Raw genomic sequence first — 23,695 nt, 5'->3', positions numbered from 1 at the left:
CTATTCTCCCCTCGCCCTGCTTCGGAACTGCCGCAGGTTGTTCTGCGCGAAGGACGCCAGTCGCTCAGCCGCGTTCGCCAACGACGCCCAGTCCCCGCCCACGGGCCGGACATCGCTACTGAGCAGGACATCCTGGAGGTCTCCGGCCAGCATGCTGATGTCCTGGTGCTGCCCCTGGTACGACGCCCTGGCCATGACCCCGGTGGCCATGTCGCACACCTTGCCCGTGAGCCGCCTGACGTCTCCGCCATTGGCAAGCCTGATCCCGGGTGTGTCCGCCAGGATCTGCTCCACGAGCCGGTACACCCTCTGTTCGAGCGGCGTGAGACCGGCGAGTTCCGGGGACTCCTCCTGCTCCTGCCTGGCCTCCTCGATCAGCGGGCCGAACTCCTCGATCTGCTCCTCGAAGCGCCCCGGCATCGTGCGCAGGATCTCTTCCAGACGCTTGGAGAGCCGCTCGTACTTCGCTGGGTCCTCCCGCTTCGTCCGCTCCTCCAGATGGAAGCGGAGCGCGTGGCCCATCTCCGCCGCCGCCTCCTGCGGCGGCAGCCGCCGCACGGCGTCGTCGAAGGTGAGTGCGGTGAGTGAGACGGGCGGGATGACCTGGTCGATCTCCGGCCCTTCGAGGTGGTCGGCGATCATCGCCCGGACCTTGCGCCCGTACCGGCGCAGGGTGAACGTGCCGCCCTCGTCGTCCCGGCACAGCCGCCGCACCCGCTTCTGGAGCAGGCTCCAGCGCCGGGCGTCCGCCACATAGTCCAGGGCGTCCTCGTGCGGAAGGACGCGTTCGAGGGTGGCAAGGAATTCGTGCAGCACCTCGTCGAAGTCGAACCGCCGGTCTTCGGGTTGCAGTGCGAGGGCCGCGGGCCCCAGCTGGGCGAGCTGATCGAGCTGCGCGTCGTCGATGCCGTTCTGCCGCAGGAAGTCACGGACCTTCTGGGCGGCGGGTTTGAGTTTGTCCACCTCGTAGGAGAGATCGCGCATGGTGTCGGTGACGTCGGTGTTCCGGTACCCGGCGAGTGCGCTGGAGAGGTGCTCGAAGACGCCGTAGTAGTCGACGACGTATCCGACCTCCTTGCCGGGCGAGGTGCGGTTGACCCGCGCGACGGCCTGGAGCAGCTCGGCGTCCCGGATCGGCCGGTCCAGGTAGAGCACCTGCTCGCGCGGCGCGTCGAATCCCGTGAGCAGCATGGACTTCACGATCAGGAACGCGATGGGGCTGTCGGGGTGCACGGGGTCGGGCACCGAGGCGGGAAGCGGCGGCGGCTCGCTGTTCGCGGCCTCGGACCACGGGGTGTTCAGCCCTCCGGCGGGACGGGTGGGAGGAGTCGGGGCCCGCGGTGGGTTGAAGGGAGTCACGGCGACCCACTCCGGATCGGGCGCCAGCTCGGGGAACGCCTTCTGGAAGCGCTCGGTGTAGGCCTCCTGGCGGCCGGCGTCGGTCCACTCCCGCCACTCCCCGCGTTTGTGACCGGCACCCGGGGAGATGACGGGAACGAAGTCGATCCGCCGCAGCAACGCCCGGAACCGGTGGGCCTGGTGGAGATAGCGCTGTCTGGCGGACAGCTTCTCCAGCGGTGTCCCCGTCACCGATTCCGGGTCGAACCCGGCCAGCTGCGCCAGCAGTTCGTCGCGGGCCTTGCGCAGGGCGTGGTGGTACTGCACGGCCGCCTTCCGGCTGACGGCGGCGACCTGTGCCTTGAAGCCGCCGGGCAGCACGGTGGTCACCCAGTGCTCCAGCATGTCCTCGGCCTTCGCCTCGATCATGGGAACGGACTCGGCGACGTCCCGCTCGGTGGGCCACCGCTTGAGCAGCGCGGCCCGCTCCTCGGGGGTGCGGTCCCGGACGAGGTCGTCGAAACCCTTGTCGAGGACCTCTCCATCACGGACCTCGCCCTTGCCCGTCCGCCCCTCGTAGCGGATGCGGACGACGACGCCGTCGTGTTGGGCGTCCTCCATCCGGTACTCGTCGAGGAAGCCCCGCGGCGAGTCGCCCCGCCCGAAGATCCGGCGCGTGTCCTCCTCGCGTCCGGTGATGATCGGCGTACCCGTGAACCCGATCTTGGCGGCGTTCGGGATCGCCTTGCGCAGAGCGGCGTGCAGGACGCTGGTGTGCGAGCGGTGCGCCTCGTCGACGAGGACGAGGATGTCCGGCGACTTGTTGCACTCGGGGAAGTCCGGTACGGGGCCGGGGCTTTCGTCCTCGCTCCGGCCCGCTCCCTCTCCCGTCAGATCCCGGTCGTCCCCGCTGCCTTCCGCGTCCCCGGCGAAGGTGAATCCCGTCCCGTACTTCTGGATCATGCCGAAGACGACGCGCCGCCCGGCGTCGCGCAGCAACCCCACCATCTGCGTCCGGGTCTTCGCCGTCTCGACGTCGGACTCGCTGAGTTTCAGCGTCCGTGAGAGCTGGGTCTGCAACTGGGTGCGGTCGGTGACCACGACCACCATGAACTCGCTGAGCCGAGGGTGCAGGTGCACCCGTCGCACCAGGAACGTCATGGTCAGCGACTTGCCGGAGCCCTGCGTGTGCCAGATGACACCGCCGCGCTCGTCCTCGGTGTCCCGCCCGGCACGGGCCCGCCCGGTCAGCAGTCTGCGTACGGCCTTCTCTGCGGCCCGGTACTGCTGGTGCCGGGCGACGGCCTTCACGGTCCGCACGGCCCCGCCGTCCGCCCCCGACTCGACGGCCATCGGGATCACGTAGTGCCGTACGACGTTGAGCAGGGCGGCCGGCCGCAGGACCACGCCGACGAGCTTCTGTTGTTCGCCGAGCGGCGCGGGCGCGGCCGGGTCGGCGCCGTCCACGAGCAGTCCGGCGGTACGCAACTCCCGCCGCAGTCTGCTCTCCTCCTCCGGTTCGACGCTGCGCCACGGGTGGAAGTGCTCGGGCTCGGAGGTGACGGTGCCCAGGTGGGCAGTCTCGCCGGTCGCGGCGACGAGGAGCTGCACGGTCCGGAACAGTTCCGGCACACCGGCGGGGACCGGGGTACCGGTGGTGTCGATGTCCAGAACGGGGTTCCCCGCGTAGTGCCGCAGATCGAGCACGGCACTGCGGACGGGTTCGGCGAAATCGGGGCTCTTGCACTCGACTGCGACGAGCGGGATGCCGTTCACGAACAGGACGAGGTCGAGTATCGACAACTCGCCGGACCGACTGCGCACGCGCAGCTGGTCGACGACAGTGAAGGTGTTGCGCGTGACGAGGTCCGGATGCCACTCGATGTACTGCACGGTGGCGGACGGGCCGCCGTGCGCGGCGGAGGGCGAGGGAAGCGTCCAGCCGTGGAGCAGCATGTCGGTGGCGGCGAGGTTCGCCTGCACGACGCCCTTGCCGAGGGAGAGAGAGGCGAGTTCGCTGACCGCCCGCCGGATGTCGTCCTCGCCCATCCAGGGCTGACCGTCACCGCCCCGGAGGTTGATCCGCCGCAGCGCGGGGCCGAGCTGGTCGACGAGCAACGGAACCGCCGCGTCGAGCGTGTCCAGCTCCGCACCCGGGACGTGCGTCCACCCCATGGCCTCCAACTGCGCGACTAACGGCCGCTCCACCTCGTCCCGTTCGACGTGCACCACCACAGCCCCGCGCCTCTCCGTACGTCCCGCCGTTCCCCGGAGATCCATTCTGTGCCCAGGGGTCGGGGTGAGGGGAAGGGATCCGGGCAGAGGACATGGCTGAGCGCGCGGACGTACGGGGCTTTGGGCCGGTACGTCCGCACGCTCGGTGGAGGCGGGGGTCAGGCGCCGGGATCCTCCTCAGGAGCCTCGTCGTCATCGTCCGGGACGGGGAGGCGGGCGCCTCGACTGCGGGCGATGCGGTGCACGTCGTGCAGGGATTCGGTCAATCGGGCCGCGAGGAAACGGAGTTGAGGCGCGGTGGCCTTGGCGTCATCGAGGAGATCGGCGGCATGGTCGAGGAGGTCGCCGGCCATGCCGAGTTGAACGGCCTCGACGTTGTCGGCGACGCGGGAGAGAGGACCGGTGCCGGAGGCGTCGGCGACGAGGTAGCAGGGGTTGCCTTCGGGGTTGGACCAGGGGAGGAGGCGGGGGCGGGTGGCTGTGGTGGCGATGTCGTGACTCTCGTAGATCATGCGGCAGCCCCCTCGGTGGCGTGGCACCGCCGGGAGCCGACGTCGACACCGTGGATGCGCCGTGGCCCTACGTCGATGCCGTGCACGGCGAGCCAGAGGACTCGCCGCCGGGCGCGCTGTCGTTTGGCCTGCTCGCGTTGCTCGTGGGCGAGGAGGTAGGGGCGGACGAGCGGGGAGCCCTCGCCCCGGAGGAGGGCCTCGTGCGAGGAGGCGCGGCGGCGGGGTGTGACGGGGGCGGCCGGCACGGGGGTGGGCCGCGCCCCTCCCTCGGCGCGGCGCCGGTGGCGGTGGCGCCCGGAGGCGGGCCACAGGAGCCGGAGCAGCGGCTCGACGAGGCGGGCGATATGGTGCAACACGTTCTCAACTCCACAGTGGTTGAGGGCCATGCCCCCGGGCCGTCGCAAGCGGTCGCGGGGGTCCTTGCTTTCGGCCGAGATCACTCGGCGCATGTGCAAGAGGTAACCGCTCGGACACCCTCCGCAGGTACCGTTGAGAGACGGTGGGACCGTGAACACCGTGAACGCCGTCGTTGAACACCATGCAAGCCGTCGGGAGTTGAGGACATGGCACGGAAGCGCACCCCCAACCGCGCCCTGGACAACCTGCTTGACCAGGCACGATGGACCAGGACCCAGCTCGCACAGCAGGTGAACCGCCTCGGCCCTCAGGCAGGACTCGACCTCACGTACGACCGCACCGCAGTTGCGCACTGGATTGCGGGGGTCCAACCGAAACCTCAGGTCAGGGCGCTGATCGTCGAGGCGCTCTCGGCACGGCTGGGACGCCTCGTCACCCACGCGGAAGCCGGTCTGAAGCCCGCGCCATCACTCATAGGCTCCCAAAGCAACGACGCTGTCGAGGAGTTGATCGACCTCGGAAGGGCAACGATGGATCCGTCCCGCCGCAGCGTGCTGGCTGCCACGGTCTTCTCTGCCGCACTGTCAGTTCCGGCGTTCACCCTCCCCGCGCGAGCAACGGACGACTCGGTGACTCCTGGCAAGAAAACCGTCCGTATCGGTGCTTCACAGGTGCAGTCGATCCGCACCATGACCGACCGGATCGCGGACATCCTCGACGAACTCGGCGCCGGGCACGCGATGCCCATGGCGTCCGCGTTCCTCGTGAACACGGTCGGCCCCTGGCTCCAGGCACAGGCCACGGAACCTGTCCGCAAGGACATGCTGGCCGCCGCGTCCGACCTCACGTACCTGACCGGCTGGATGGCCATGTATGAGAAGGCCCACGGCCTCGGGCAGCGCTACTACGTCCAAGCCCTCGGCCTAGCGCGCGAGGCTGAGGACCACGTCACCTACTGCAGGACCCTGCGCGGTATGTCTCTCCAAGCCTCCAGCCTGGGCTACGGCCCCAAGGCATTGGAGCTCGCGGACTCCGCGGCAGAAGCAGCACCCTCTGCGGGCCCACGTCTCGTGGCCTTCCTACGCGGCCAGCAGGCCCACTCCGCGTCCATGGTGGGGCTGAAGCAACAAGCCCACGCCCGCCTGAGAGAAGCGGAGGACGCACTGTCGAAGGCTGACAACAACAGGGATGCGATCGGCGGCTACGACCAAACCGCCTATCTCTTCCACGTCTCCCACGTCCTGTACGAGGAGAAGGATTTCGCAGGCTCCATCAAAGCCCTGAAACAGTCGATCCGCCTCCAGCCGAAGCAGGAACGCCAAGGCCGCGTGCACGCCTATGCACTTCTTGCCCAACGCCAACTACGCGTCGGCCACTTGGACGCGGCCTGCGAGAGTTGGTCACGTTTCCTGGACGAGTACGAACACGTCTCATCCAACCGCGGTGACGACCACTTCCGCACGATGAGCACGGAACTGCGCCGGCACCCCGCCGCCAGTCCGGTACGTGCACTTGCGCGCCGTGCGCGCGATGTGGCTGCGGCCAAAGCTGCTTGAGGTTCGCAGCGGCAGACGTCGGGAGCATCGGCGCATGAGTCGGGCGACAGCAAAGGACTACGAAACCCGTGAATGAACACACCATCCCTGACGCCTCTTCCCTGCACGGCTGGCGCAAGTCGACGTACAGCGGCAACGAAGGCGGCAGCTGCATCGAGGTCCTGGACGGCTACCCGACCGGCGTCCCGGTCCGCGACTCTAAGGTCCCACAGGGGCCAGCTCTGGTCTTCCAGTCAGCTGGCTGGACATCGTTCATTTCAGCGGTCAAGGGTGGAAGCCTCACTGCCTGACCACGTACACACCGCGATCTGTCTGGCCCTCCCATAGGAGGGCCAGACATCGTTCACTCAAGCCGCCGCCGCGGAAACCACTACCCGGCCCGACAACAGATCATCCATAAGCCCCTGCTTCAGTTTCCGCAACTTGCCGAGTTCGTTGGTTTCGCGGCCGATCTGTTTGTCACAGACAGCGAGTACCTCAACCACTCGTTTCTGGTCAGGCAGCGGCGGGCAGGGCACCGGCATTGCCTTGAGTTGCGAAGAGCTAATCGACGCCAAGTTGGTCGTCTGCTTGGCCACGCTTAGAAAGTATGCACGCCCTGCCTGTGAGGCCATATAGAAGGCAAGGAATTCAGGGGCCATGACACCCTCTCGGCAGCGAACGCGGAACACATGATTCTGGTGCAGGCACGGTTCAATCCGCCCGTCCCAAACCGCTCCCCGGCCAACCTTGTCGAAGTCCCCTCCCTCCGTCACCAGCAGATCGCCACGCCTGAGTCGGAACCTTTGCGCGTCAACGGGAGTAACGCGAACCGTCTTCATCTCGGCTGTTGAAATGAAACCGTCCTGAACATTGGCAACTCGCAAATAGGGAAGCTCAACCGAGCCACCAGTCGCCGATATTCCTCCGAGAGTGAGGCCGCCACTCACTTCAGCGACTGACTCCAGAGACCTCACAACCCAAGCCCCCCGTACTCCCGCAAAGGGAGAGAGCAACGAGGCCATCAGGCCCTGCCGAACGCTGCGAAGCTTGGCGATCGATGTCGCGATAGCCCGCTCCATCTCCGTGATGCTGTCGATTGTTTCAACGATCCGCCGCTGAGCAGGCAGCGGTGGAACAGGAACTCCAAACTCCAAGACATCCGACTTAGTGATGTTGGGATCCTTGCGCGTACTCGCCGCATAGCGACTCCACCGCGGCCTACCGTGCTGCAACGCGAGCAATAGGTAACGCGCTTCTATCTGCGGACCAACCTCCAGGACCGAGATTGCCTGATTGACCGCTGCCGGCACCGCAAGAATCGCCGTGCGGCCGATCTGCTCCCAACCGCCGTACATGGCGAGGAGCACCGACTGTGCCGGGTATACACGCACTCCCGTCTCGGCGACAGCAACCTCAGTCAGTGATTCGTCAGTCGCGTGGAGTGAACCTTCGTTAAGATCTAGGGTCTTTACCCATGGGATGCCCTGATGGGTGAAGTACCGACTACCGGCCGCCCTGCTAGGAGTCGTTCCAGAACTCACTCGGCACAGACCACCGAGAGGTTTGAGGGGCCACTTCCCTCCTTCACTGGACATTCAGCCCCATCTCTTCAAGGAACCCATCCAGCTTTCCCGCCGCAGTTTCCCGCCCTGCCCGAATCTCTCTCAATGACACCGCGTACTTCTTCTCCCACGTCTCATAAGACGCCACCAACTCCCGCTGCCACCGCACCACATGCCCGTCCAACTTCGCTGCCAGATCGTCCCGCAGCAGGTCGAGCACCACCCGACGCTCCCCCTCCACGTCCAGCTCCGCCCGCGCCCGGAACAGTCGCGGCGGCTCCTCACCCAGCGTCGGCGGATCGCTCGGGTACGGATACCGGTGGAAGTCCGCCTCAAGGCGTTTGATGTCGGCGCCCGCCTTCGTGCGAGCCTTCTTCACCTTCGCCAGCTCAGCCGTGAGCCGGTCCAACTCCTCTGCGCTCAGGGCGACTTCCTCCGAGTCGACCTCACCGTCGGCCGGATCACCCTCGGCCTCCGGCTCCTCCCCGCCCCCGGAAAGCCGCGCGCTCAGCTCCTTGAACCGTGCTTCCGCCTCCGCCTTGCGCGCGTCCGCCTCCGCCAGCTCCTCCAGGAACCGCGGAGCAATCGCGGCGACCACCTTGTGGTCGTACGCCTGACGTCGTTCCGCCGCCGTCCTCGTGCGCAGCTTCTTCGTCCGCGCGTCCTGTTCGGGCGAGAGCAACGTGTCGACGTTCTCGACCCACCCGTCGACGACACCCCCGAACCCGTTCTCCGACAGCGCGAGCAGGTCGTACTTCGCGTCGTACCACCAACCGGCGACCGCCCCCGCCAACGCGTACCGGTCAAGCAACCCGACCCGTCCCAGCCGTTCCCCGAACGACTTCATCAGCTGCCCCCGCACCGCCATCAACGCGGCCTTGCGCTCGGAGGACGTGGACGAAGCGAGAGCTTCGGGCGTGGCCGCCACCGCCTCCAGCCGCAGGGCGGCCTCCTCCTCCCACCACTTGCCGAACTCCGCCCTCAGCGCCTCCTCCTGGGGCCGAGCCAGCTCGCCCAGCTCGGGACGGCCGCCCGCCGCCTCGTCCCGGAAGTCCACGTACGCCGGGTCTGCCGGCTCCCGCTCCACGAACAGATCGGTCACCCCGATCCCGTACGAGTCGAGCAGCGGCTTCTTCGCCTCGATCTCCGCGCGCGGCACCCCGCCCACCAGGTGCGCCCGCACGTCCTGTGGCTCGGGAGGCGGCGTGTTGTCCACGTACCGGCGGATGTTGAGGTTGTCGTCGTTGGCGGCAAGTTCCTCGCGGGTCACGATCCGCGAGAAGCCGGGTACCTCCTCGTACGCGTGGAACGTCGAGACGATCTTCTCGGCGTGCTCGGGGAGCAGGACGTTCTGCGCCCGCTCCGCGTGGAACTCGCGGTCGGCGTTGATGAACAGCACCTTGCCCTCCCGCGCCCGGTCCTTCCGGCCCGGCGGGCGGAGCACCAGGATGCAGGCCGGGATGCCGGTCCCGTAGAAAAGGTTCGGCGCGAGGCCGATGACCGCCTCGATGGCGTCCTTCTCCAGCAGCTCCGTACGGATGGCCTGTTCGCCGCCACCACGGAACAGCACTCCGTGCGGCATGACCGTGATCACCATGCCGCCGCGGGAGCCCTCCCGTTTGGCCTCCCACAGCATGTGCTGGAGGAACATCAGGTCGGCCTTGCCGCGCTCGCTCGTCGCCCCGTACTTGGCGCGCTCGGCCGAGTACGCCAGATCAGCGAGGGCGTAGTCCAGGGAGAACGGCGGATTGCTGAGCACCCCGTCGAATCGGTCCTCGTCCGAGCGCGGGACGTGTGCCGGCTGCGAGAGCGTGTCCCCGGTGGCCAGGTCGAAGCGGCGTACCCCGTGCAGGACCATGTTCATCGTCGACATGATCCAGGAACCGGAGTTGGCGTCCTGTCCGGCGAAGAACATCGACGACGTGTCGCCGCCGTGCTCCTCCACGTACTCCGCCGCGTGGATGAGTCCTCATGTTCTCGGTGGGGGCGAGGAGCTCGACCATCATCCGAACCACGGCGCGCGGGGTGTAGAACTCGCCGCCCTTGCGTCCGGCTGTGTCCGCGAACTCCTTGATCAGGTACTCGTAGGCGGCACCGATCAGGTCGGGGAACTCGAAGTCCTCCGTCCGCAGCCGGATCCGCCCGAAGTGCGCGATGAGGAGCTTCAGGCGCTGGTCGGCGAGCTTGGCCGTGCTGGACGCGGCACCCGATCCACCGATGCGGTTGAAGTCGAGGTGGTCGAAGAGGCCTTTGAGCTTCGCGTTCTGTCCCTCGAGTGCTTGGAGAGCCGGACGCAGGGTCATCTCGTTGATGTTGGAGGTGGCAGCGGAGACGTTGTGCCAACGAGCCTCCTCCGGCACATACAGCACATCGCGCTTGCGGTAAGGGCCTGCCTGCTCCAGGTAGCCGGGAAGATCTTCGTCGCTGAGCTTCAGCTCCTCGACGGCGTACTGCCTGAGCCTGTCCCTGGCCGCCTCGAACTCGTCGTTGGCCCGCTTCAGGAAGAGCAGTCCGAAGATGTAGTCCTTGTATTCGGAGGCGTCCATCGTGCCGCGCAGAATGTCCGCGGCGGCCCACAGATGCCGTTCCAACTGGGCGAGCGTCAGCTTGGCCACGTACGACTCCCTACGACCCGACCTGTGATGACGGAGAGACCCTATGACCCCGTTCGGGTCATACCGAAATCAGCGCATGATCATGGCCGAGAGGTGTCAGTACGTGTCGATGTGCAGTGCCTTCTCCACGAACTCGTGCACGTCCGTGTAAGGGTCCTTGTCCCACTTGCCCACATGGGCCGGGTGCTGGCCATTCATCCGCTCGGCGTTCTTCCGCGCCGCCTTGTAGCGGCCCAGGACCTGGTGCGGAAGGACGACCTTGGGAGTCTTGGCGTCCTGGGAGCCCCGCTGGAACGGGAGCCGGTCGGCCGCCCCTCCGCACACCCCGGCGAACGAGCCGCTGACCGGCTTGTAGTGCGCGAGGCGCCACACCTCGAAGCACGGGTGTGAGAAGGCAACGCCGATGCCCGCCTGCGCCGCCTGATCCAGTGCGTCGCGGACGTACTTGTAGTTGTCGTGGTCGAAGAGGCACCAGACCTGAGGCAGGTACTTCTCCTCCAGTTTGGCCCGCTTCGCCTTGCGGTCCTCTTCGCGCTTCAGACTGATCGCCTGCTCGACGAGGTCGAGCGGCTTGCGTCCGCTGTCGGCCCTGCGGTTGGCGATGTGCATCTCCACCGGGACCTCGTCGGCGAGTGGGACGCCCTGGTCCTTGAGGATGTCGAGATACGAGGGCTCGGTCACCTTGCCCTCGGTGAAAATGAAGACCTGGCGCTTGCGCTGTCCGCCCCGCCGGGCCGGACGCTCCCACGAGTCCCTGCCCCTCTGCGCCCGCCCCATCAGTCGCGCCCCGCCCCGTCCGCTCGCTCGCCTGTCTCGTCGTACGTGCCGGCCTCGCGTGCCACCAGCAGCCGCCGCGCGATCTGCCCCTCCAAGAGGGCCGGAACCCCGCCGAAGGCCCCCGCGAGATAGGACTGCGTGAGGTCCTCGTCCTCGCCCGGCTCCACATCGGTGAGCGGATACAGCTCGGTCGCCCCGTCCTTGTCCTTTTCCGTCAGCCACACCTGCGCCGGGTCGAGGAGCCGCTCGCCGCTCGGGGTGGTGAGCACCGTCGCGTCGTGCGACGTGAAGACCAGCTGGGCGCCCCTGGGGTTCGCGTACGGGTCGTGGAAGAGCCGGACGACCTCGGCCGCGAACCGGGAGTGCAGGCTGGCGTCGAGTTCGTCGACGAGCAGGACCGCGCCTTCGTCGAGGGCGAGGAGCAGTGGGCCCAGGAGGGCGAACCAGGACCGGGTGCCGTAGGACTCCTCCTGCCAGTCGAAGGAGACGTCCCCGGCAGCCGAGTGGTGCGTCAGCTTCACCGTGTCCTGGCCCGGGCCGTCCTGGACGACCGTCGCTCCGGTGATGCCGAGGTCGGCGACCCTCAGCAGCTCCTGGATCCTGGTGGCCCTCGGACCGGACAGTTCTTTCGTGGTGTACCGCGCGCGCTCGTCCCGCTCGACCTCCGGGTTGATCATCCAGAAGTTGCGGCGGAACCAGTGGAACAGTGGGGAGAGCTGCGGGTGGTTGTCCGTGCCGGCCGTGGAGAGCAGCAGGGCGTTCGGCCGCGTACGCCGTACGAGCTGGGATCGGTCCTTGACCCGTCCACCGGGCCACTTGAAGACATCCGGCCGGGAGGCGTCACGGTCGAGCCATTCCTGACGGCGACCACGCGGGTAGCTGTGCAGCCATTCGGACTCGACGCGGGTGGCTCCGAGCTCGAAGCCGTACGTCCAGCGGACCGCGTCGATGACGACGTCGACCTCGAAGAAGGAGGGTTCGCTCTCGCTCTTGGGGTCCAGGGAGAAGACCTGGCGCGGGATGCCGTCGTAAGAGGCCCAGTGCGCGTAGGAGTTGAGGACCGCATTGCGCATGTCGGTCATCGCGGTCAGCACGTTGGACTTGCCGGAGGCGTTGGCCCCGAAAATGCCGATCAGCGGGAAAACGGAGACGGATCCGCCGCCTGCGAGATCCACCGGGTTCGCCGACCCGCCCTGTTCGTCGCCGGGCGCGACGAAGGACAGCTCCTGCTCATCTCGCAGGGACCGTACGTTCGCGACGCGGAACCGCAGCAGCACACTGTCCTCCTCTCCGGGCTCAGAGTAATGGCCGCATCTGACATCGGCCCGGCCGGGACGCCTGCGACCTCACGGAACATATCCCGTGAAGGTCGTCGCGCCCGGCCGATCGGGTGATCAGTCCGAGCCCAGGTGGGTCGGCGCGAACATCCGAAGCATCGCCGGGAGGACGACCACACGCGGGCCCGGCGCGGCGAGCGCGGCGGCCAGGTCCTGCTCCAGGTTCTCCGGGGTCGTACGCACCCCGGGGACGCCGAACGACTCCGCCAGGACCACGTAGTCGGGCCGGGTCAGCTCCGTCGCGGTCGCCTCGCCGAACGCGTCGTTCATGTACGCGCGCAGGATGCCGTAGCCGCCGTCGTCGACGATCAGCCACGTGACGTTCAGGTCGTACTGGCGGGCCGTGGCCAGTTCGGCGATGGAGTACAGGGCCCCGCCGTCGCCGGAGACGGCGAGGACCGGACGGGTCGGGTCGGCCACCGCCGCGCCGAGCGCCGCCGGGAAGGCGTAGCCGAGGCCGCCCGCGCCCTGCGCGGAGTGCATGTGGTTGGGGCCCTTGGCGTCGAACGCCGACCAGGCCCAGTAGGCGAGGATCGTCATGTCCCAGAAGGACGGGGAGTGGGCCGGGAGCGCCTTGCGGACGGACGCCAGGACGTCCTGTTCCAGGGTGAGTTCCTGGGCGGCGATGCGCTCGGCGACCTTCGCGAGCAGCTCCCGGACGCGGTCCGCCGCCGTCGCGTCCTCGCGGGCCCGCACCGTCTCCAGCAGCGCCTGCAACGCCGGCCGCGCGTCCGCGTGGATGCCCAGCGCCGGGTGGTTGGACTCCAGCTTGCCAAGGTCGGCCTCGATCTGGACGACCCGGCCGCGCGGCTTGAACGTGTGGTAGTTCGAGGAGAGTTCACCGAGGCCCGAGCCGACGACCAGGAGGACGTCGGCGTCCTCCAGGAAGTCGGTGGTGTGCCGGTCCTCGATCCAGGACTGGAGCGACAGCGGGTGGGTCCAGGGGAAGGCGCCCTTGCCGCCGGGGGTGGTGACGACGGGCGCCCGGAGCCGCTCCGCCAGCTGCCTCAGTTTGCCGGAGGCGTCCGCGCGGACCACGCCCCCGCCCGCGATGATCGCCGGACGGGCGGCCCTGGACAGCAGGTCGGCGGCCAGGGCGGTCAGTTCGGGGCGCGGCGGCAGCTCCTCGGGGAACGCGTCGCCGCCCGTCACCACCGGGATCGCCGTCTCGGCGAGCAGGACGTCCTGCGGGATCTCCACCCACACCGGGCCGTGCGGGGCCGACAGCGCCGACGTCCAGGCCGCCTCGATCGCGGAGGGGATCTGGGACTGGGCACGGACCGTGTGGACGGACTTGACCACGCCCCGGAACGAGGCGGCCTGGTCCGGGAGTTCGTGGAGGTAGCCGTGCCGGCCGCCGCCCAGGCCCGCCGTCGGGACCTGGCTGCTGATCGCCAGCACGGGCGCGGAGGCCGCCGCGGCCTCCTGGAGCGCGGGGAGCGAGGTCAGGGCGCCCGGGCCCGTCGACAGCAGCAGCGGCGCGGCCTCGCCGGTGATCCGGCCGTAGGCGTCCGCGGCGAACCCGGCGTTGTTCTCCACCCGCAGGCCGATGTAGCGCAGGTCGGAGCGGCGCAGCGCGTCGAACACGCCGAGGGCGTGCTGGCCGGGCAGACCGAAGACGGTCGTCGCGCCCAGCCCGGCCAGCGTCTCCACGACCAGGTCTCCGCCGGTGCGGCCCGGAGGAGGGTTCAGCGCGGCCTCCGTCTGGGCGGGCGTGGGGCGGAGCACCAGGTCGTGGTCGTGAGTCACTTGGCTTCCGAGTCCTTCCGGGCCGCGGCGATCTGGCGCGACATGATCGTGGTCAGTTCGTACGCGGTGTGCGAGGCCGCCACCGATGTGATCTCCGCGTGGTCGTACGCGGGGGCCACCTCGACGACGTCGGCCGACACCAGGTTGCAGGATGCCAGGCCGCGCAGGATCTCGAGCAGTTCGCGCGAGGTCATGCCGCCCGCCTCGGGGGTACCGGTGCCGGGGGCGTGGGCCGGGTCGAGGCAGTCGATGTCGATGGAGATGTACAGCGGGCGGTCGCCGATGCGCTGGCGGAGCTGGTCGGCGACCTCGTCGGCGCCGCGCCGGTAGACGTCGGCGGAGGTGACGATGCCGAAGCCCATCTTCTCGTCGTCGGTCAGGTCCTGCTTGCCGTAGAGCGGGCCGCGGGTGCCGACGTGGGACAGGGCGGAGGTGTCGAGGATGCCCTCCTCGACCGCGCGGCGGAACGGGGTGCCGTGCGTGTACTCGGCGCCGAAGTAGGTGTCCCAGGTGTCGAGGTGGGCGTCGAAGTGCAGCAGGGCGACGGGGCCGTGCTTCTTCGCGACCGAGCGCAGCAGGGGCAGGGCGATGGTGTGGTCACCGCCGAGGGTCATCAGGCGGGCGCCGGTGCCGAGCAGGTCGTCCGCGGCGGCCTCGACCGTCTCGACGGCCTCGTTGATGTTGAACGGGTTGACGGCGATGTCGCCGCCGTCCGCGACCTGGGCGAGGGCGAACGGCGAGGCGTCCTGCGCCGGGTTGTACGGGCGCAGCAGCCGGGACGCCTCACGGATCGCGTTGCCGCCGAAGCGGGCGCCCGGCCGGTACGAGACGCCCGAGTCGAACGGCACGCCCACCACCGCGACATCGGCCCGGCCGACCTCGTCCAGCCGGGGCAGCCGGGCGAAGGTCGCGGGACCGGCGTACCGCGGGACGCGGGAGGAGTCGACGGGTCCGCGCGGAGTCTCGTTGCTGCTCATGGAGGAATGCCTTCTTTCCTACGCTTCATCGCGTATGTACTGCTTGTCGTACGACTTTACCGGGGAGCCGGGACCGGCTCGGACACGGGTTCGGATGCCCGCCCGGCGACGCGTTCGCGCCGGGCGGCGAGACGACCACGCCGGCCGGCCTCGCCCTCGAGGAGACGGCGCCGTAGCCCCCGAGCGACGGCATTCAGTCACAGCACATCCGGTCTGAATCCGGGGCGACCGGTCCGGTCGACACTAGACACCCGCCCACGACTGCGACATGTACATTTCGTACACCGCAGCGCGAAGGCATGGAGGAAACGTCCATCACGCCGGGACCGATGTTCGGGATCCGGGCATCCGCCTGGTGTGAGGACCGGGGCTCATGCAGGGTTCGCGCTGTGGCGGATCCGAGTACGTGAGCGGGGTCCCGCTGAGTACGTGACGCACGTCCCAGCGTTCGATACGCCAGGGACGCCCGCAGGCCGCTGCCTCACAATGGATGCCATGCCGATATCCGGGACACCCAGCCGCGCCGAACTCGTCGAACACCTCGTCAGGACGCGCATCGCGGGCGACGTCGCCACCCCGCGCGAGAACAACCTCTCCCACTACCGCAAGCTGGCGAACGGCGACCGTCACTACTGGCTCGGGCTGGAACTCGGCGACCGCTGGAGCGACGAGCAGGACGTTCTGGCGGTGATGGCGGAACGTGTCGGCGTGAACGACGACCCCGAACACCGCTACGGCCAGGACACCATCGACCCGGAGCTGACCGTGGCCGGTCTGGAGCGGATGGCCGGGCGGCTGCGCAAGGCGGCGGACGGTCAGCAGCGCGTCCTCTTCGCCACCGGTCACCCCGGCGGTCTCCTCGACGTCCACCGCGCGACCGCGTCCGCCCTGCGCGCGGCCGGCTGCGAGATCGTCGTCATCCCGGACGGGCTGACGACCGAGGAGGGCTACGTCATGCAGTTCGCGGACGTGGCGGTGCTGGAGCACGGCGCCACCCTGTGGCACACCCACTCGGGCGAGCCGATGAAGGCGATCCTGAAGGGCCTGGAGCGCGAGGGCCGCCCGCTGCCCGACCTGGTCGTCGCCGACCACGGCTGGGCGGGCTACGCGGGACGGCACGGCGTGGACTCCGTGGGCTACGCCGACTGCAACGACCCGGCCCTGTTCCTCGCGGAGGCGGAGGGCACCGTGCAGGTGGCGGTGCCCCTGGACGACCACGTGGTCAGCCCCCGCCACTACGACCCGATGACCGCGTACCTGCTGGCGGAGGCGGGCCTCAGTTAGGACCCCGCTCGCGCGGGACGCGGACCACGCCCTCCTGGATCACGGTGACGGCGAGCCGCCCGTCCTGCGTGTAGATCCTCGCCTGCCCCAGTCCCCGGCCGCCGTACGCGGACGGGGACTCCTGGTCGTACAGCAGCCACTCGTCGGCGCGGAACGGCCGGTGGAACCACATCGCGTGGTCGAGCGAGGCCCCGACGACGTCCCCGACGGCCCAGCCGCCGCGCCCGTGCGCGAGCAGCACGGAGTCGAGCAGCGTCATGTCGGAGACGTAGGTGGCGAGGACGACGTGCAGCAGCGGGTCGTCGACATCGCTGTCGAGCTTGCCGTTGGTGCGGAACCACACCTGGGAGTGCGGCTCGCGCGGCTCGCCGAACTTCCCGTAGGGCGGCTCGTCGACGTACCGCAGATCGACGGCGGCGCGGGCCTCGAGGAACTTCTCCACCACGACGGGGTCGAGGTGCCCGTACCCGCGCAGCCGCTCCGCACCGGTCGGGAGCGTCACGGGATCGGGGGCGTCGGGCATCGGCTCCTGGTGATCCAGTCCCTCCTCGTACGTCTGGAAGGACGCCGAGAGATGGAAGATCGGCTTGCCGTGCTGGACGGCGACCACCCGGCGGGTGGTGAAGGAGCGGCCGTCGCGGATCCGGTCGACGGTGTAGACGATGGGCGCGCCGGGGTCGCCGGGGCGCAGGAAGTACGCGTGCAGCGAGTGCGCGGGCCGGTCCTCGGGGACCGTGCGTCCCGCGGCGACGAGCGCCTGGGCCGCGACCTGTCCGCCGAAGACCCGGGGGACGACGGCGGACCGGGACCGGCCGCGGAAGATGTCCTCCTCGATCTGCTCCAGGTCGAGCAGATCGAGGAGGTCCTGTAGTGCCTGGGTCATGGATGAGTTGTACCGGCCAGTGATCGCGTGCCGGTGTCGGGGGCCTTACAGGCCCATGTCCTTGGCGATGATCGTCTTCATGATCTCGCTGGTGCCGCCGTAGATGCGGTTCACGCGGTTGTCCGCGTACAGGCGGGCGATCGGGTACTCGTTCATGTAGCCGTAGCCGCCGTGCAGCTGGAGGCAGCGGTCGATGACACGGTGGGCGACCTCGGTGCAGAACAGCTTCGCGGAGGCGGCCTCGGCGGGGGTGAGCTCACCGGCGTCCAGGGCCTCGGTCGCGCGGTCGGCGACGGCCTCGGCGGCGTCCACCTCGGCCTGGCAGGCGGCCAGCTCGAACTTGGTGTTCTGGAAGTGCGCGACGGGCTTGCCGAAGACGGTGCGCTCCTGCACGTACTGCTTGGCGAACCGGACGGCGGCCTTGGCCTGGGCGTAGGCACCGAAGGCGATGCCCCAGCGCTCGGAGGCCAGGTTGTGGCCGAGGTAGTGGAAGCCCTTGTTCTCCTCGCCGAGGAGGTCCTCGACGGGCACCTTGACGTCGACGAACGCCAGCTCGGCGGTGTCGGAGGTCTTCAGGCCGAGCTTGTCGAGCTTGCGGCCGACGGAGTAGCCCTCGGACTTGGTGTCCACGGCGAAGAGGGAGATGCCGTGGCGGCGGTCCTCGGCGGTCGGGGCGGAGGTGCGGGCGCAGACGATCACACGGTCGGCGTGCACGCCGCCGGTGATGAAGGTCTTGGCACCGTTGAGGACGTAGTGGGTGCCGTCCTCGCTCAGCTTGGCGGTGGACTTCATGCCCGCGAGGTCGGAACCGGTGCCCGGCTCCGTCATCGCGATGGCCCACATCTCCTCGCCGGAGACGAACTTCGGCAGGTAGCGCTTCTTCTGCTCGTCGGTGGCGAGCATCTTGATGTACGGCAGGGCGAGCAGCACGTGCACGCCGGAGCCGCCGAACTGGACGCCGGCGCGAGCGGTCTCCTCGTAGAGGACGGCCTCGAACTTGTGGCTGTCCAGGCCCGCGCCGCCGAACTCCTCGGGCACGTTGATGCCGAAGATGCCCAGCTCACCGAGCTTGTAGTAGAAGTCGCGCGGCGCCTGACCGGCGGCGAACCACTCGTCGTACACCGGTACGACCTCGGCCTCGATGAAGGCGCGAAGGGTCTCCCGGAACGCCTCGTGATCCTCGTTGAACACCGTACGGCGCACGCCGCCACCTCCACGACTTCGCATGTCTAAGCGCTTGCTCAGTCAAAGATACCGGCGAGTATCGAGACGCGTCCAGGGCGCGGGCGCAGTGCGCGGGGTAACGCTCGTCACGCCGATCACCTCCGCGGGGTGCCGGGGGCGCACACGTCAGCCCTCCGCCGCCGCGAACGCCCCCCGCGCCATCCGGTGCAGCAGCTCCGCCATGACCCCCCGCCCCGGCAACGATCCCGCCCTGCCCAGGTGCGGCGTCGAGTTCAGCAGTCCGAACACCGAGTGCACGGCCGACCGGGCCGCGGGCTCTTCGAGCCCCGGGTACACCGCCCGCACCACCCCGACCCACAGCTCCACGTACTGCCGCTGGAGCTGGCGCACCATCTTCCGGTCGGTGTCCCGGAGGCGGTCCAGCTCCCGGTCGTGCAGGGTGATCAGGGGCCGGTCGTCGAGCGCGAAGTCGATATGCCCCTCGATCAGCGAGTCGAGCACCTGCTCCGCCCCACCCCCGTCCGCCTCCGCCAGCCGCCGCTTCGCCCCGGTCAGCAACTGCCCGCTGATCCCCACCAGCAGCTCCGCGAGCATCGCGTCCTTGCCCGCGAAGTGCCGGTACAGCCCGGGCCCGCTGATCCCGACCGCGGCGCCTATCTCGTCGACTCCGACCCCGTGGAAGCCCCGCTCGGCGAACAGCCGCGCGGCCTCCTTGAGGATCTGCTCACGGCGGGTGGGGGCGTCGGTTCTGATGGCCATGAAAACAATTCTAGACAGGGAGGTTAGCGGTCGTTAACCTGAAGGAAATGCGTTAACGCTCATTAACAAAGTGAGGGGACCCGCAGGATGCACGAGGCACCGGAGCTCACGAGCGCGGCAGACCCCGCGTCGGAGGCCTTTCGGGCCAACGAGGAGGCCCACCACGCCCTCGTCGAGGAGCTGCGCGGCAAGCTCACCGCGGCCGCACAGGGCGGCGGCGAGAAGGCCCGCGCCCGCCACACGGCCCGCGGCAAGCTGCTCCCCCGCGACCGCGTGGACACCCTCCTCGACCCGGGCTCGCCCTTCCTGGAGCTGGCCCCGCTCGCGGCCGACGGGATGTACGAGGGCCAGGCCCCGGCGGCCGGAGTCATCGCCGGCATCGGCCGGGTCAGCGGCCGCGAGACGGTGGTCATCGCCAACGACGCCACGGTCAAGGGCGGCACGTACTACCCGATGACGGTCAAGAAGCACCTCCGCGCCCAGGAGGTCGCCCTCGACAACCGCCTCCCCTGTGTCTACCTGGTGGACTCCGGAGGCGCCTTCCTCCCCATGCAGGACGAGGTCTTCCCGGACCGCGACCACTTCGGCCGCATCTTCTACAACCAGGCCCGCATGTCCGGCGCCGGCATCCCCCAGATCGCCGCCGTCCTGGGCTCCTGCACGGCCGGCGGGGCGTACGTCCCGGCGATGAGCGATGAAGCGGTGATCGTCCGCAACCAGGGCACGATCTTCCTGGGCGGCCCGCCCCTGGTGAAGGCGGCCACGGGCGAGGTGGTCACGGCCGAGGAGCTCGGCGGCGGCGAGGTCCACTCCCGCGTCTCGGGCGTCACCGACCACCTCGCGGAGAACGACGCGCACGCGCTGCGCATCGTCCGCACCATCGTCTCCACGCTCCCCGCCCGGGGGCCGCTCCCCTGGGAGGCCACGGAGGCGACGGAACCCAAAGTCGACCCGCACGGCCTCTACGGCGCGGTCCCGGTCGACTCCCGCACCCCCTACGACGTGCGCGAGATCATCGCCCGGGTGGTCGACGGCTCCCGCTTCGCCGAGTTCAAGTCCGAGTTCGGCCAGACCCTGGTCACGGGCTTCGCCCGGATCCACGGCCACCCGGTGGGCATCGTCGCCAACAACGGCATCCTGTTCGCCGAGTCCGCCCAGAAGGGCGCCCACTTCATCGAGCTGTGCGACCAGCGCGGCATCCCGCTGGTGTTCCTGCAGAACATCTCCGGGTTCATGGTCGGCAAGGACTACGAGGCGGGCGGCATCGCCAAGCACGGCGCCAAGATGGTCACGGCCGTGGCCTGCACGCGCGTACCGAAGCTCACGGTCGTGGTCGGCGGCTCGTACGGCGCGGGCAACTACTCCATGTGCGGCAGGGCGTACTCCCCCCGCTTCCTGTGGATGTGGCCGAACGCCAAGATCTCGGTCATGGGCGGTGAGCAGGCCGCCTCGGTCCTCGCCACCGTCAAGCGGGACCAGCTGGAGGCCCGCGGCGAGGCCTGGCCGGCCGAGGACGAGGACGCCTTCAAGGCCCCGATCCGCGCCCAGTACGAGCGCCAGGGCAACGCCTACTACGCGACGGCCCGCCTCTGGGACGACGGTGTCATCGACCCGCTGGACACCCGTCAGGTCCTGGGCCTGGCCCTGACCGCGTGCGCCAACGCGCCCCTGGGTGACCCCCAGTTCGGCGTCTTCCGGATGTGAGGGGACGGACGACGATGTTCGAGACAGTACTGGTGGCCAACCGGGGCGAGATCGCCGTACGGGTGATCCGTACGCTGCGGTCGATGGGCGTGCGCTCGGTGGCCGTCTTCTCCGACGCGGACGCCGACGCCCGGCACGTCCGCGAGGCGGACACGGCGGTGCGGATCGGACCGGCCCCGGCGTCCGAGAGCTATCTCTCGGTGGAGCGCCTGCTGGAGGCGGCGGCCCGCACGGGCGCGCAGGCCGTCCACCCGGGCTACGGCTTCCTCGCGGAGAACGCCGCCTTCGCGCGTGCCTGCGCCGAGGCCGGGCTGGTCTTCATCGGCCCTCCGGCGGACGCGATCGCGCTGATGGGCGACAAGATCCGCGCCAAGGAGACGGTCCAGCAGGCCGGGGTGCCGGTCGTGCCCGGTGGACGCGATCCCGACCTGGCGGAAGCGGCCCGTGAACTGGGCGCGCCCGTGCTGCTGAAGCCCAGCGCGGGCGGCGGCGGCAAGGGCATGCGCCTGGTGCGGGACCTGACCCGCCTGGAGGAAGAGATCGCCTCGGCGCGCCGCGAGGCCCGCGCCTCCTTCGGCGACGACACCCTGCTGGTGGAGCGCTGGATCGACCGCCCCCGCCACATCGAGATCCAGGTCCTGGCCGACGGCCACGGCAACGTGGTGCACCTGGGCGAGCGCGAGTGCTCCCTCCAGCGCCGCCACCAGAAGATCATCGAGGAGGCGCCGAGCGTCCTCCTGACCGAGGAGACGCGCTCCGCGATGGGCGAGGCGGCGGTCCAGGCGGCCCGCTCCTGCGGCTACCGCGGCGCGGGCACGGTGGAGTTCATCGTCCCCGGCACCGACCCGTCGTCGTACTACTTCATGGAGATGAACACCCGCCTCCAGGTGGAACACCCGGTCACGGAGCTGATCACCGGCCTGGACCTGGTCGAGTGGCAGCTGCGGGTGGCGGCCGGCGAGCCTCTCGGCTTCACGCAGCGGGACGTGACGCTGACCGGCCACGCGGTGGAGGCCCGCATCTGCGCCGAGGACCCGGCCCGCGGCTTCCTCCCCTCCGGCGGCACGGTCCTCAGGCTCCGCGAGCCGCAGGGCGACGGCGTCCGCACCGACTCGGGCCTCACCGAGGGCACGGAGGTCGGCAGCCTCTACGACCCGATGCTCGCCAAGGTCATCGCCTACGGCCCCGATCGCGCGACCGCCCTGCGCAAGCTCCGCGCGGCCCTGGCCGAGACGGTCACGCTCGGCGTGCAGACCAACGCCGGTTTCCTGCGCCGCCTGCTCGCCCACCCGGCGGTGGTCTCCGGCGACATGGACACCGGGCTGGTCGAGCGCGAGGTGGAGGACCTGGTCACCGCGGACGTACCGGAGGAGGTGTACGAGGCGGCCGCGGCCGTACGCCTTGAGGCCCTGAAGCCCGAGCCGGGCGGCTGGACGGACCCCTTCTCGGTGCCGAGCGGCTGGCGTCTGGGCGGCGCCCGCAAACCACCCGCCTTCCACCTCCGGGTGCGGGAACCATCGGAGTGCACCCCGCGCGGCACGGCGACGGTCACCGACGACCGGGTCACCGTCACGCTGGACGGCGTCCGGCACACCTTCCACCGCGCCGCCGACTGGCTCGGCCGCGACGGCGACGCCTGGCACGTGCGCGACCACGACCCGGTGGCCGCGTCCCTGACCCGGTCGGCGCACGCGGGCGCCGACTCCCTCACGGCGCCCATGCCCGGCACGGTCACGGTGGTCAAGGTCGCGGTGGGCGACGAGGTGAGCGCCGGTCAGAGCCTGCTGGTGGTGGAGGCGATGAAGATGGAGCACGTCATCTCCGCCCCGCACGCCGGCAAGGTCGCCGAACTGGACGTGTCACCCGGCAGCACGGTCGCCATGGACCAGGTCCTGGCGGTCATCGCACCGCACGAGGAGGCGGCGGAATGACAGCCCCAGGACTCCCGATGGCCGTCCCGGCCGGGGACCTCCCCACCCGGGTCCGCATCCACGAGGTCGGCGCGCGCGACGGCCTGCAGAACGAGAAGGCGACGGTCCCCACGCAGATCAAGGCGGAGTTCATCCGCCGCCTGGCCGACGCGGGCCTGACCACGATCGAGGCGACGAGCTTCGTCCACCCCGAGTGGGTGCCCCAACTGGCGGACGCGGAGCAGCTGTTCCCACTCGTCGGCGACCTCCCGGTGGCGCTCCCGGTCCTCGTGCCGAACGAGAGGGGCCTGGACCGCGCCCTGACGCTGGGAGCCCGCCGGGTGGCGGTCTTCGCCAGCGCCACGGAGTCCTTCGCCAAGGCCAACCTCAACCGGACGGTGGACGAGGCCCTGGCGATGTTCGAGCCGGTGGTGAACCGGGCGAAGACCGAGTCGGTCCACGTCCGCGGCTACCTCTCGATGTGCTTCGGCGACCCGTGGGAGGGCCCGGTCCCCATCGCCCAGGTGGTGCAGGTCTGCCGGGCCCTGCTGGACATGGGCTGCGACGAGCTGAGCCTGGGTGACACGATCGGCGTGGCCACCCCGGGCCATGTGGTCGCACTCCTCGCGGCCCTGGACGAGGCGGGCGTCCCGGTGCCGGCCCTCGGCGTGCACTTCCACGACACCTACGGCCAGGCCCTCGCCAACACCCTCGCCGCGCTCCAGCACGGCGTGACGACGGTCGACGCCTCCGCGGGTGGCCTGGGCGGCTGCCCGTACGCGAAGTCGGCGACGGGCAACCTCGCCACCGAAGACCTTGTGTGGATGCTGCGGGGCCTCGGCATCGACACCGGAATCGACCTCGGCCGCCTCGTCGCCACGAGCGCGTGGATGGCCGCCCGACTGGGCCGACCCAGCCCCTCCCGCACCGTCCGAGCCCTGTCCCACGAGGACACCGAGGAGCACTGATCACC

Annotated in this window: 18 protein-coding genes and 1 pseudogene; 6 read left to right on the top strand and 13 right to left on the bottom strand. The window is 69.6% G+C overall.

Features of this window, described 5'->3' with window-relative positions:
* The 3 genes from ABTX62_RS13050 to ABTX62_RS13040 form a co-directional block, all read right to left on the bottom strand.
* Positions 1-3,573: a type I restriction endonuclease subunit R gene (locus tag ABTX62_RS13050; protein WP_352116219.1), complete on the bottom strand. Its 3,573-nt coding sequence runs from the start codon at positions 3,571-3,573 to the stop codon at positions 1-3.
* Positions 3,574-3,731: 158 nt separating this feature from the next.
* Positions 3,732-4,085, bottom strand: coding sequence for a hypothetical protein (locus ABTX62_RS13045; RefSeq protein ID WP_352116218.1), 354 nt, complete (start codon positions 4,083-4,085; stop codon positions 3,732-3,734).
* On the bottom strand, positions 4,082-4,441 hold the full coding sequence (locus tag ABTX62_RS13040; protein WP_352116217.1) for a hypothetical protein: 360 nt from the start codon (positions 4,439-4,441) through the stop codon (positions 4,082-4,084). Before ABTX62_RS13040 ends, ABTX62_RS13045 begins: the two co-directional genes overlap by 4 nt.
* Before the next feature lie 207 nt (positions 4,442-4,648).
* Here ABTX62_RS13040 and ABTX62_RS13035 point away from each other — a divergent pair, with 207 nt between their 5' ends.
* Both ABTX62_RS13035 and ABTX62_RS13030 read left to right on the top strand, forming a co-directional pair.
* On the top strand, positions 4,649-5,998 hold the full coding sequence (locus ABTX62_RS13035) for a tetratricopeptide repeat protein (protein WP_352116216.1): 1,350 nt from the start codon (positions 4,649-4,651) through the stop codon (positions 5,996-5,998).
* A gap of 68 nt (positions 5,999-6,066) precedes the next feature.
* Positions 6,067-6,288, top strand: coding sequence for a DUF397 domain-containing protein (locus ABTX62_RS13030; protein WP_352116215.1), 222 nt, complete (start codon positions 6,067-6,069; stop codon positions 6,286-6,288).
* A gap of 57 nt (positions 6,289-6,345) precedes the next feature.
* On the opposite strand, the gene ABTX62_RS13025 is transcribed toward ABTX62_RS13030, so the two are convergent.
* The 7 genes and pseudogenes from ABTX62_RS13025 to speB form a co-directional block, all read right to left on the bottom strand.
* Positions 6,346-7,575: a restriction endonuclease subunit S gene (locus tag ABTX62_RS13025; RefSeq protein ID WP_352116214.1), complete on the bottom strand. Its 1,230-nt coding sequence runs from the start codon at positions 7,573-7,575 to the stop codon at positions 6,346-6,348.
* Complete coding sequence (locus tag ABTX62_RS13020) at positions 7,565-9,457, bottom strand: N-6 DNA methylase (protein WP_352116213.1); 1,893 nt, start codon at positions 9,455-9,457, stop codon at positions 7,565-7,567. Before ABTX62_RS13020 ends, ABTX62_RS13025 begins: the two co-directional genes overlap by 11 nt.
* A 118-nt stretch (positions 9,458-9,575) precedes the next feature.
* A pseudogene (locus ABTX62_RS13015) lies at positions 9,576-10,088 on the bottom strand (type I restriction-modification system subunit M N-terminal domain-containing protein); the annotation flags it as partial.
* Positions 10,089-10,253: 165 nt separating this feature from the next.
* On the bottom strand, positions 10,254-10,934 hold the full coding sequence (locus tag ABTX62_RS13010) for an RloB family protein (protein WP_352116212.1): 681 nt from the start codon (positions 10,932-10,934) through the stop codon (positions 10,254-10,256).
* Entirely contained in the window at positions 10,934-12,211 is a 1,278-nt protein-coding gene (locus ABTX62_RS13005; RefSeq protein ID WP_352116211.1) for an AAA family ATPase, read from the bottom strand. The genes ABTX62_RS13010 and ABTX62_RS13005 overlap by 1 nt, the downstream gene beginning before the upstream one ends.
* A 117-nt stretch (positions 12,212-12,328) precedes the next feature.
* Positions 12,329-14,020, bottom strand: coding sequence for a thiamine pyrophosphate-binding protein (locus tag ABTX62_RS13000; RefSeq protein WP_352116210.1), 1,692 nt, complete (start codon positions 14,018-14,020; stop codon positions 12,329-12,331).
* Positions 14,017-14,997 (bottom strand): agmatinase, encoded by a 981-nt coding sequence (speB, locus tag ABTX62_RS12995; RefSeq protein ID WP_030838119.1) that lies wholly within the window; start codon positions 14,995-14,997, stop codon positions 14,017-14,019. Before speB ends, ABTX62_RS13000 begins: the two co-directional genes overlap by 4 nt.
* Positions 14,998-15,492: 495 nt before the next feature.
* Between speB and ABTX62_RS12990 the strand changes: the two genes are divergently transcribed.
* Positions 15,493-16,281: a phosphatase gene (locus ABTX62_RS12990; RefSeq protein WP_352116209.1), complete on the top strand. Its 789-nt coding sequence runs from the start codon at positions 15,493-15,495 to the stop codon at positions 16,279-16,281.
* Here the strand turns inward: ABTX62_RS12990 and ABTX62_RS12985 are convergent.
* From ABTX62_RS12985 to ABTX62_RS12975, 3 genes are all read right to left on the bottom strand, one after another.
* A complete protein-coding gene (locus ABTX62_RS12985) occupies positions 16,274-17,164 on the bottom strand; it encodes an acyl-CoA thioesterase (RefSeq protein WP_352116208.1) in 891 nt (296 codons plus the stop codon). The genes ABTX62_RS12990 and ABTX62_RS12985 overlap by 8 nt on opposite strands.
* A 45-nt stretch (positions 17,165-17,209) precedes the next feature.
* A complete protein-coding gene (locus tag ABTX62_RS12980) occupies positions 17,210-18,367 on the bottom strand; it encodes an acyl-CoA dehydrogenase family protein (protein WP_283973722.1) in 1,158 nt (385 codons plus the stop codon).
* A 147-nt stretch (positions 18,368-18,514) separates the two neighbouring features.
* Positions 18,515-19,108: an SACE_7040 family transcriptional regulator gene (locus ABTX62_RS12975; RefSeq protein WP_352116207.1), complete on the bottom strand. Its 594-nt coding sequence runs from the start codon at positions 19,106-19,108 to the stop codon at positions 18,515-18,517.
* An 87-nt stretch (positions 19,109-19,195) separates the two neighbouring features.
* Here ABTX62_RS12975 and ABTX62_RS12970 point away from each other — a divergent pair, with 87 nt between their 5' ends.
* From ABTX62_RS12970 to ABTX62_RS12960, 3 genes are read left to right on the top strand one after another with little or no spacing between them, the layout of a single operon-like run.
* Positions 19,196-20,812, top strand: coding sequence for a carboxyl transferase domain-containing protein (locus ABTX62_RS12970; RefSeq protein ID WP_352116206.1), 1,617 nt, complete (start codon positions 19,196-19,198; stop codon positions 20,810-20,812).
* A gap of 14 nt (positions 20,813-20,826) precedes the next feature.
* Entirely contained in the window at positions 20,827-22,743 is a 1,917-nt protein-coding gene (locus ABTX62_RS12965) for an ATP-binding protein (RefSeq protein ID WP_352116205.1), read from the top strand.
* Positions 22,740-23,690: a hydroxymethylglutaryl-CoA lyase gene (locus ABTX62_RS12960; protein ID WP_352116204.1), complete on the top strand. Its 951-nt coding sequence runs from the start codon at positions 22,740-22,742 to the stop codon at positions 23,688-23,690. Before ABTX62_RS12965 ends, ABTX62_RS12960 begins: the two co-directional genes overlap by 4 nt.
* Positions 23,691-23,695: the final 5 nt, after the last annotated feature.

This window comes from Streptomyces sp. NPDC096046 (assembly GCF_040303285.1).
Lineage (GTDB): Bacteria > Actinomycetota > Actinomycetes > Streptomycetales > Streptomycetaceae > Streptomyces.
The sequence above is the reverse complement of the archived record's forward strand: the minus strand, read 5'-3'. Positions and strand labels throughout refer to the sequence as shown.

Excerpts from the sequence above, each read along its gene's own strand:
- ABTX62_RS13035 (WP_352116216.1), top strand. The coding sequence starts at position 4,649 with ATGGCACGGAAGCGCACCCCCAACCGCGCCCTGGACAACCTGCTTGAC.
- ABTX62_RS13020 (WP_352116213.1), bottom strand. The coding sequence starts at position 9,457 with ATGTTCTTCGCCGGACAGGACGCCAACTCCGGTTCCTGGATCATGTCG.
- ABTX62_RS12985 (WP_352116208.1), bottom strand. The coding sequence starts at position 17,164 with ATGACCCAGGCACTACAGGACCTCCTCGATCTGCTCGACCTGGAGCAG.
- ABTX62_RS13025 (WP_352116214.1), bottom strand. The coding sequence starts at position 7,575 with ATGTCCAGTGAAGGAGGGAAGTGGCCCCTCAAACCTCTCGGTGGTCTG.
- ABTX62_RS12970 (WP_352116206.1), top strand. The coding sequence starts at position 19,196 with ATGCACGAGGCACCGGAGCTCACGAGCGCGGCAGACCCCGCGTCGGAG.
- ABTX62_RS12960 (WP_352116204.1), top strand. The coding sequence starts at position 22,740 with ATGACAGCCCCAGGACTCCCGATGGCCGTCCCGGCCGGGGACCTCCCC.
- ABTX62_RS12975 (WP_352116207.1), bottom strand. The coding sequence starts at position 19,108 with ATGGCCATCAGAACCGACGCCCCCACCCGCCGTGAGCAGATCCTCAAG.
- ABTX62_RS12990 (WP_352116209.1), top strand. The coding sequence starts at position 15,493 with ATGCCGATATCCGGGACACCCAGCCGCGCCGAACTCGTCGAACACCTC.
- speB (WP_030838119.1), bottom strand. The coding sequence starts at position 14,997 with ATGAGCAGCAACGAGACTCCGCGCGGACCCGTCGACTCCTCCCGCGTC.
- ABTX62_RS13045 (WP_352116218.1), bottom strand. The coding sequence starts at position 4,085 with ATGATCTACGAGAGTCACGACATCGCCACCACAGCCACCCGCCCCCGC.
- ABTX62_RS12965 (WP_352116205.1), top strand. The coding sequence starts at position 20,827 with ATGTTCGAGACAGTACTGGTGGCCAACCGGGGCGAGATCGCCGTACGG.
- ABTX62_RS13010 (WP_352116212.1), bottom strand. The coding sequence starts at position 10,934 with ATGGGGCGGGCGCAGAGGGGCAGGGACTCGTGGGAGCGTCCGGCCCGG.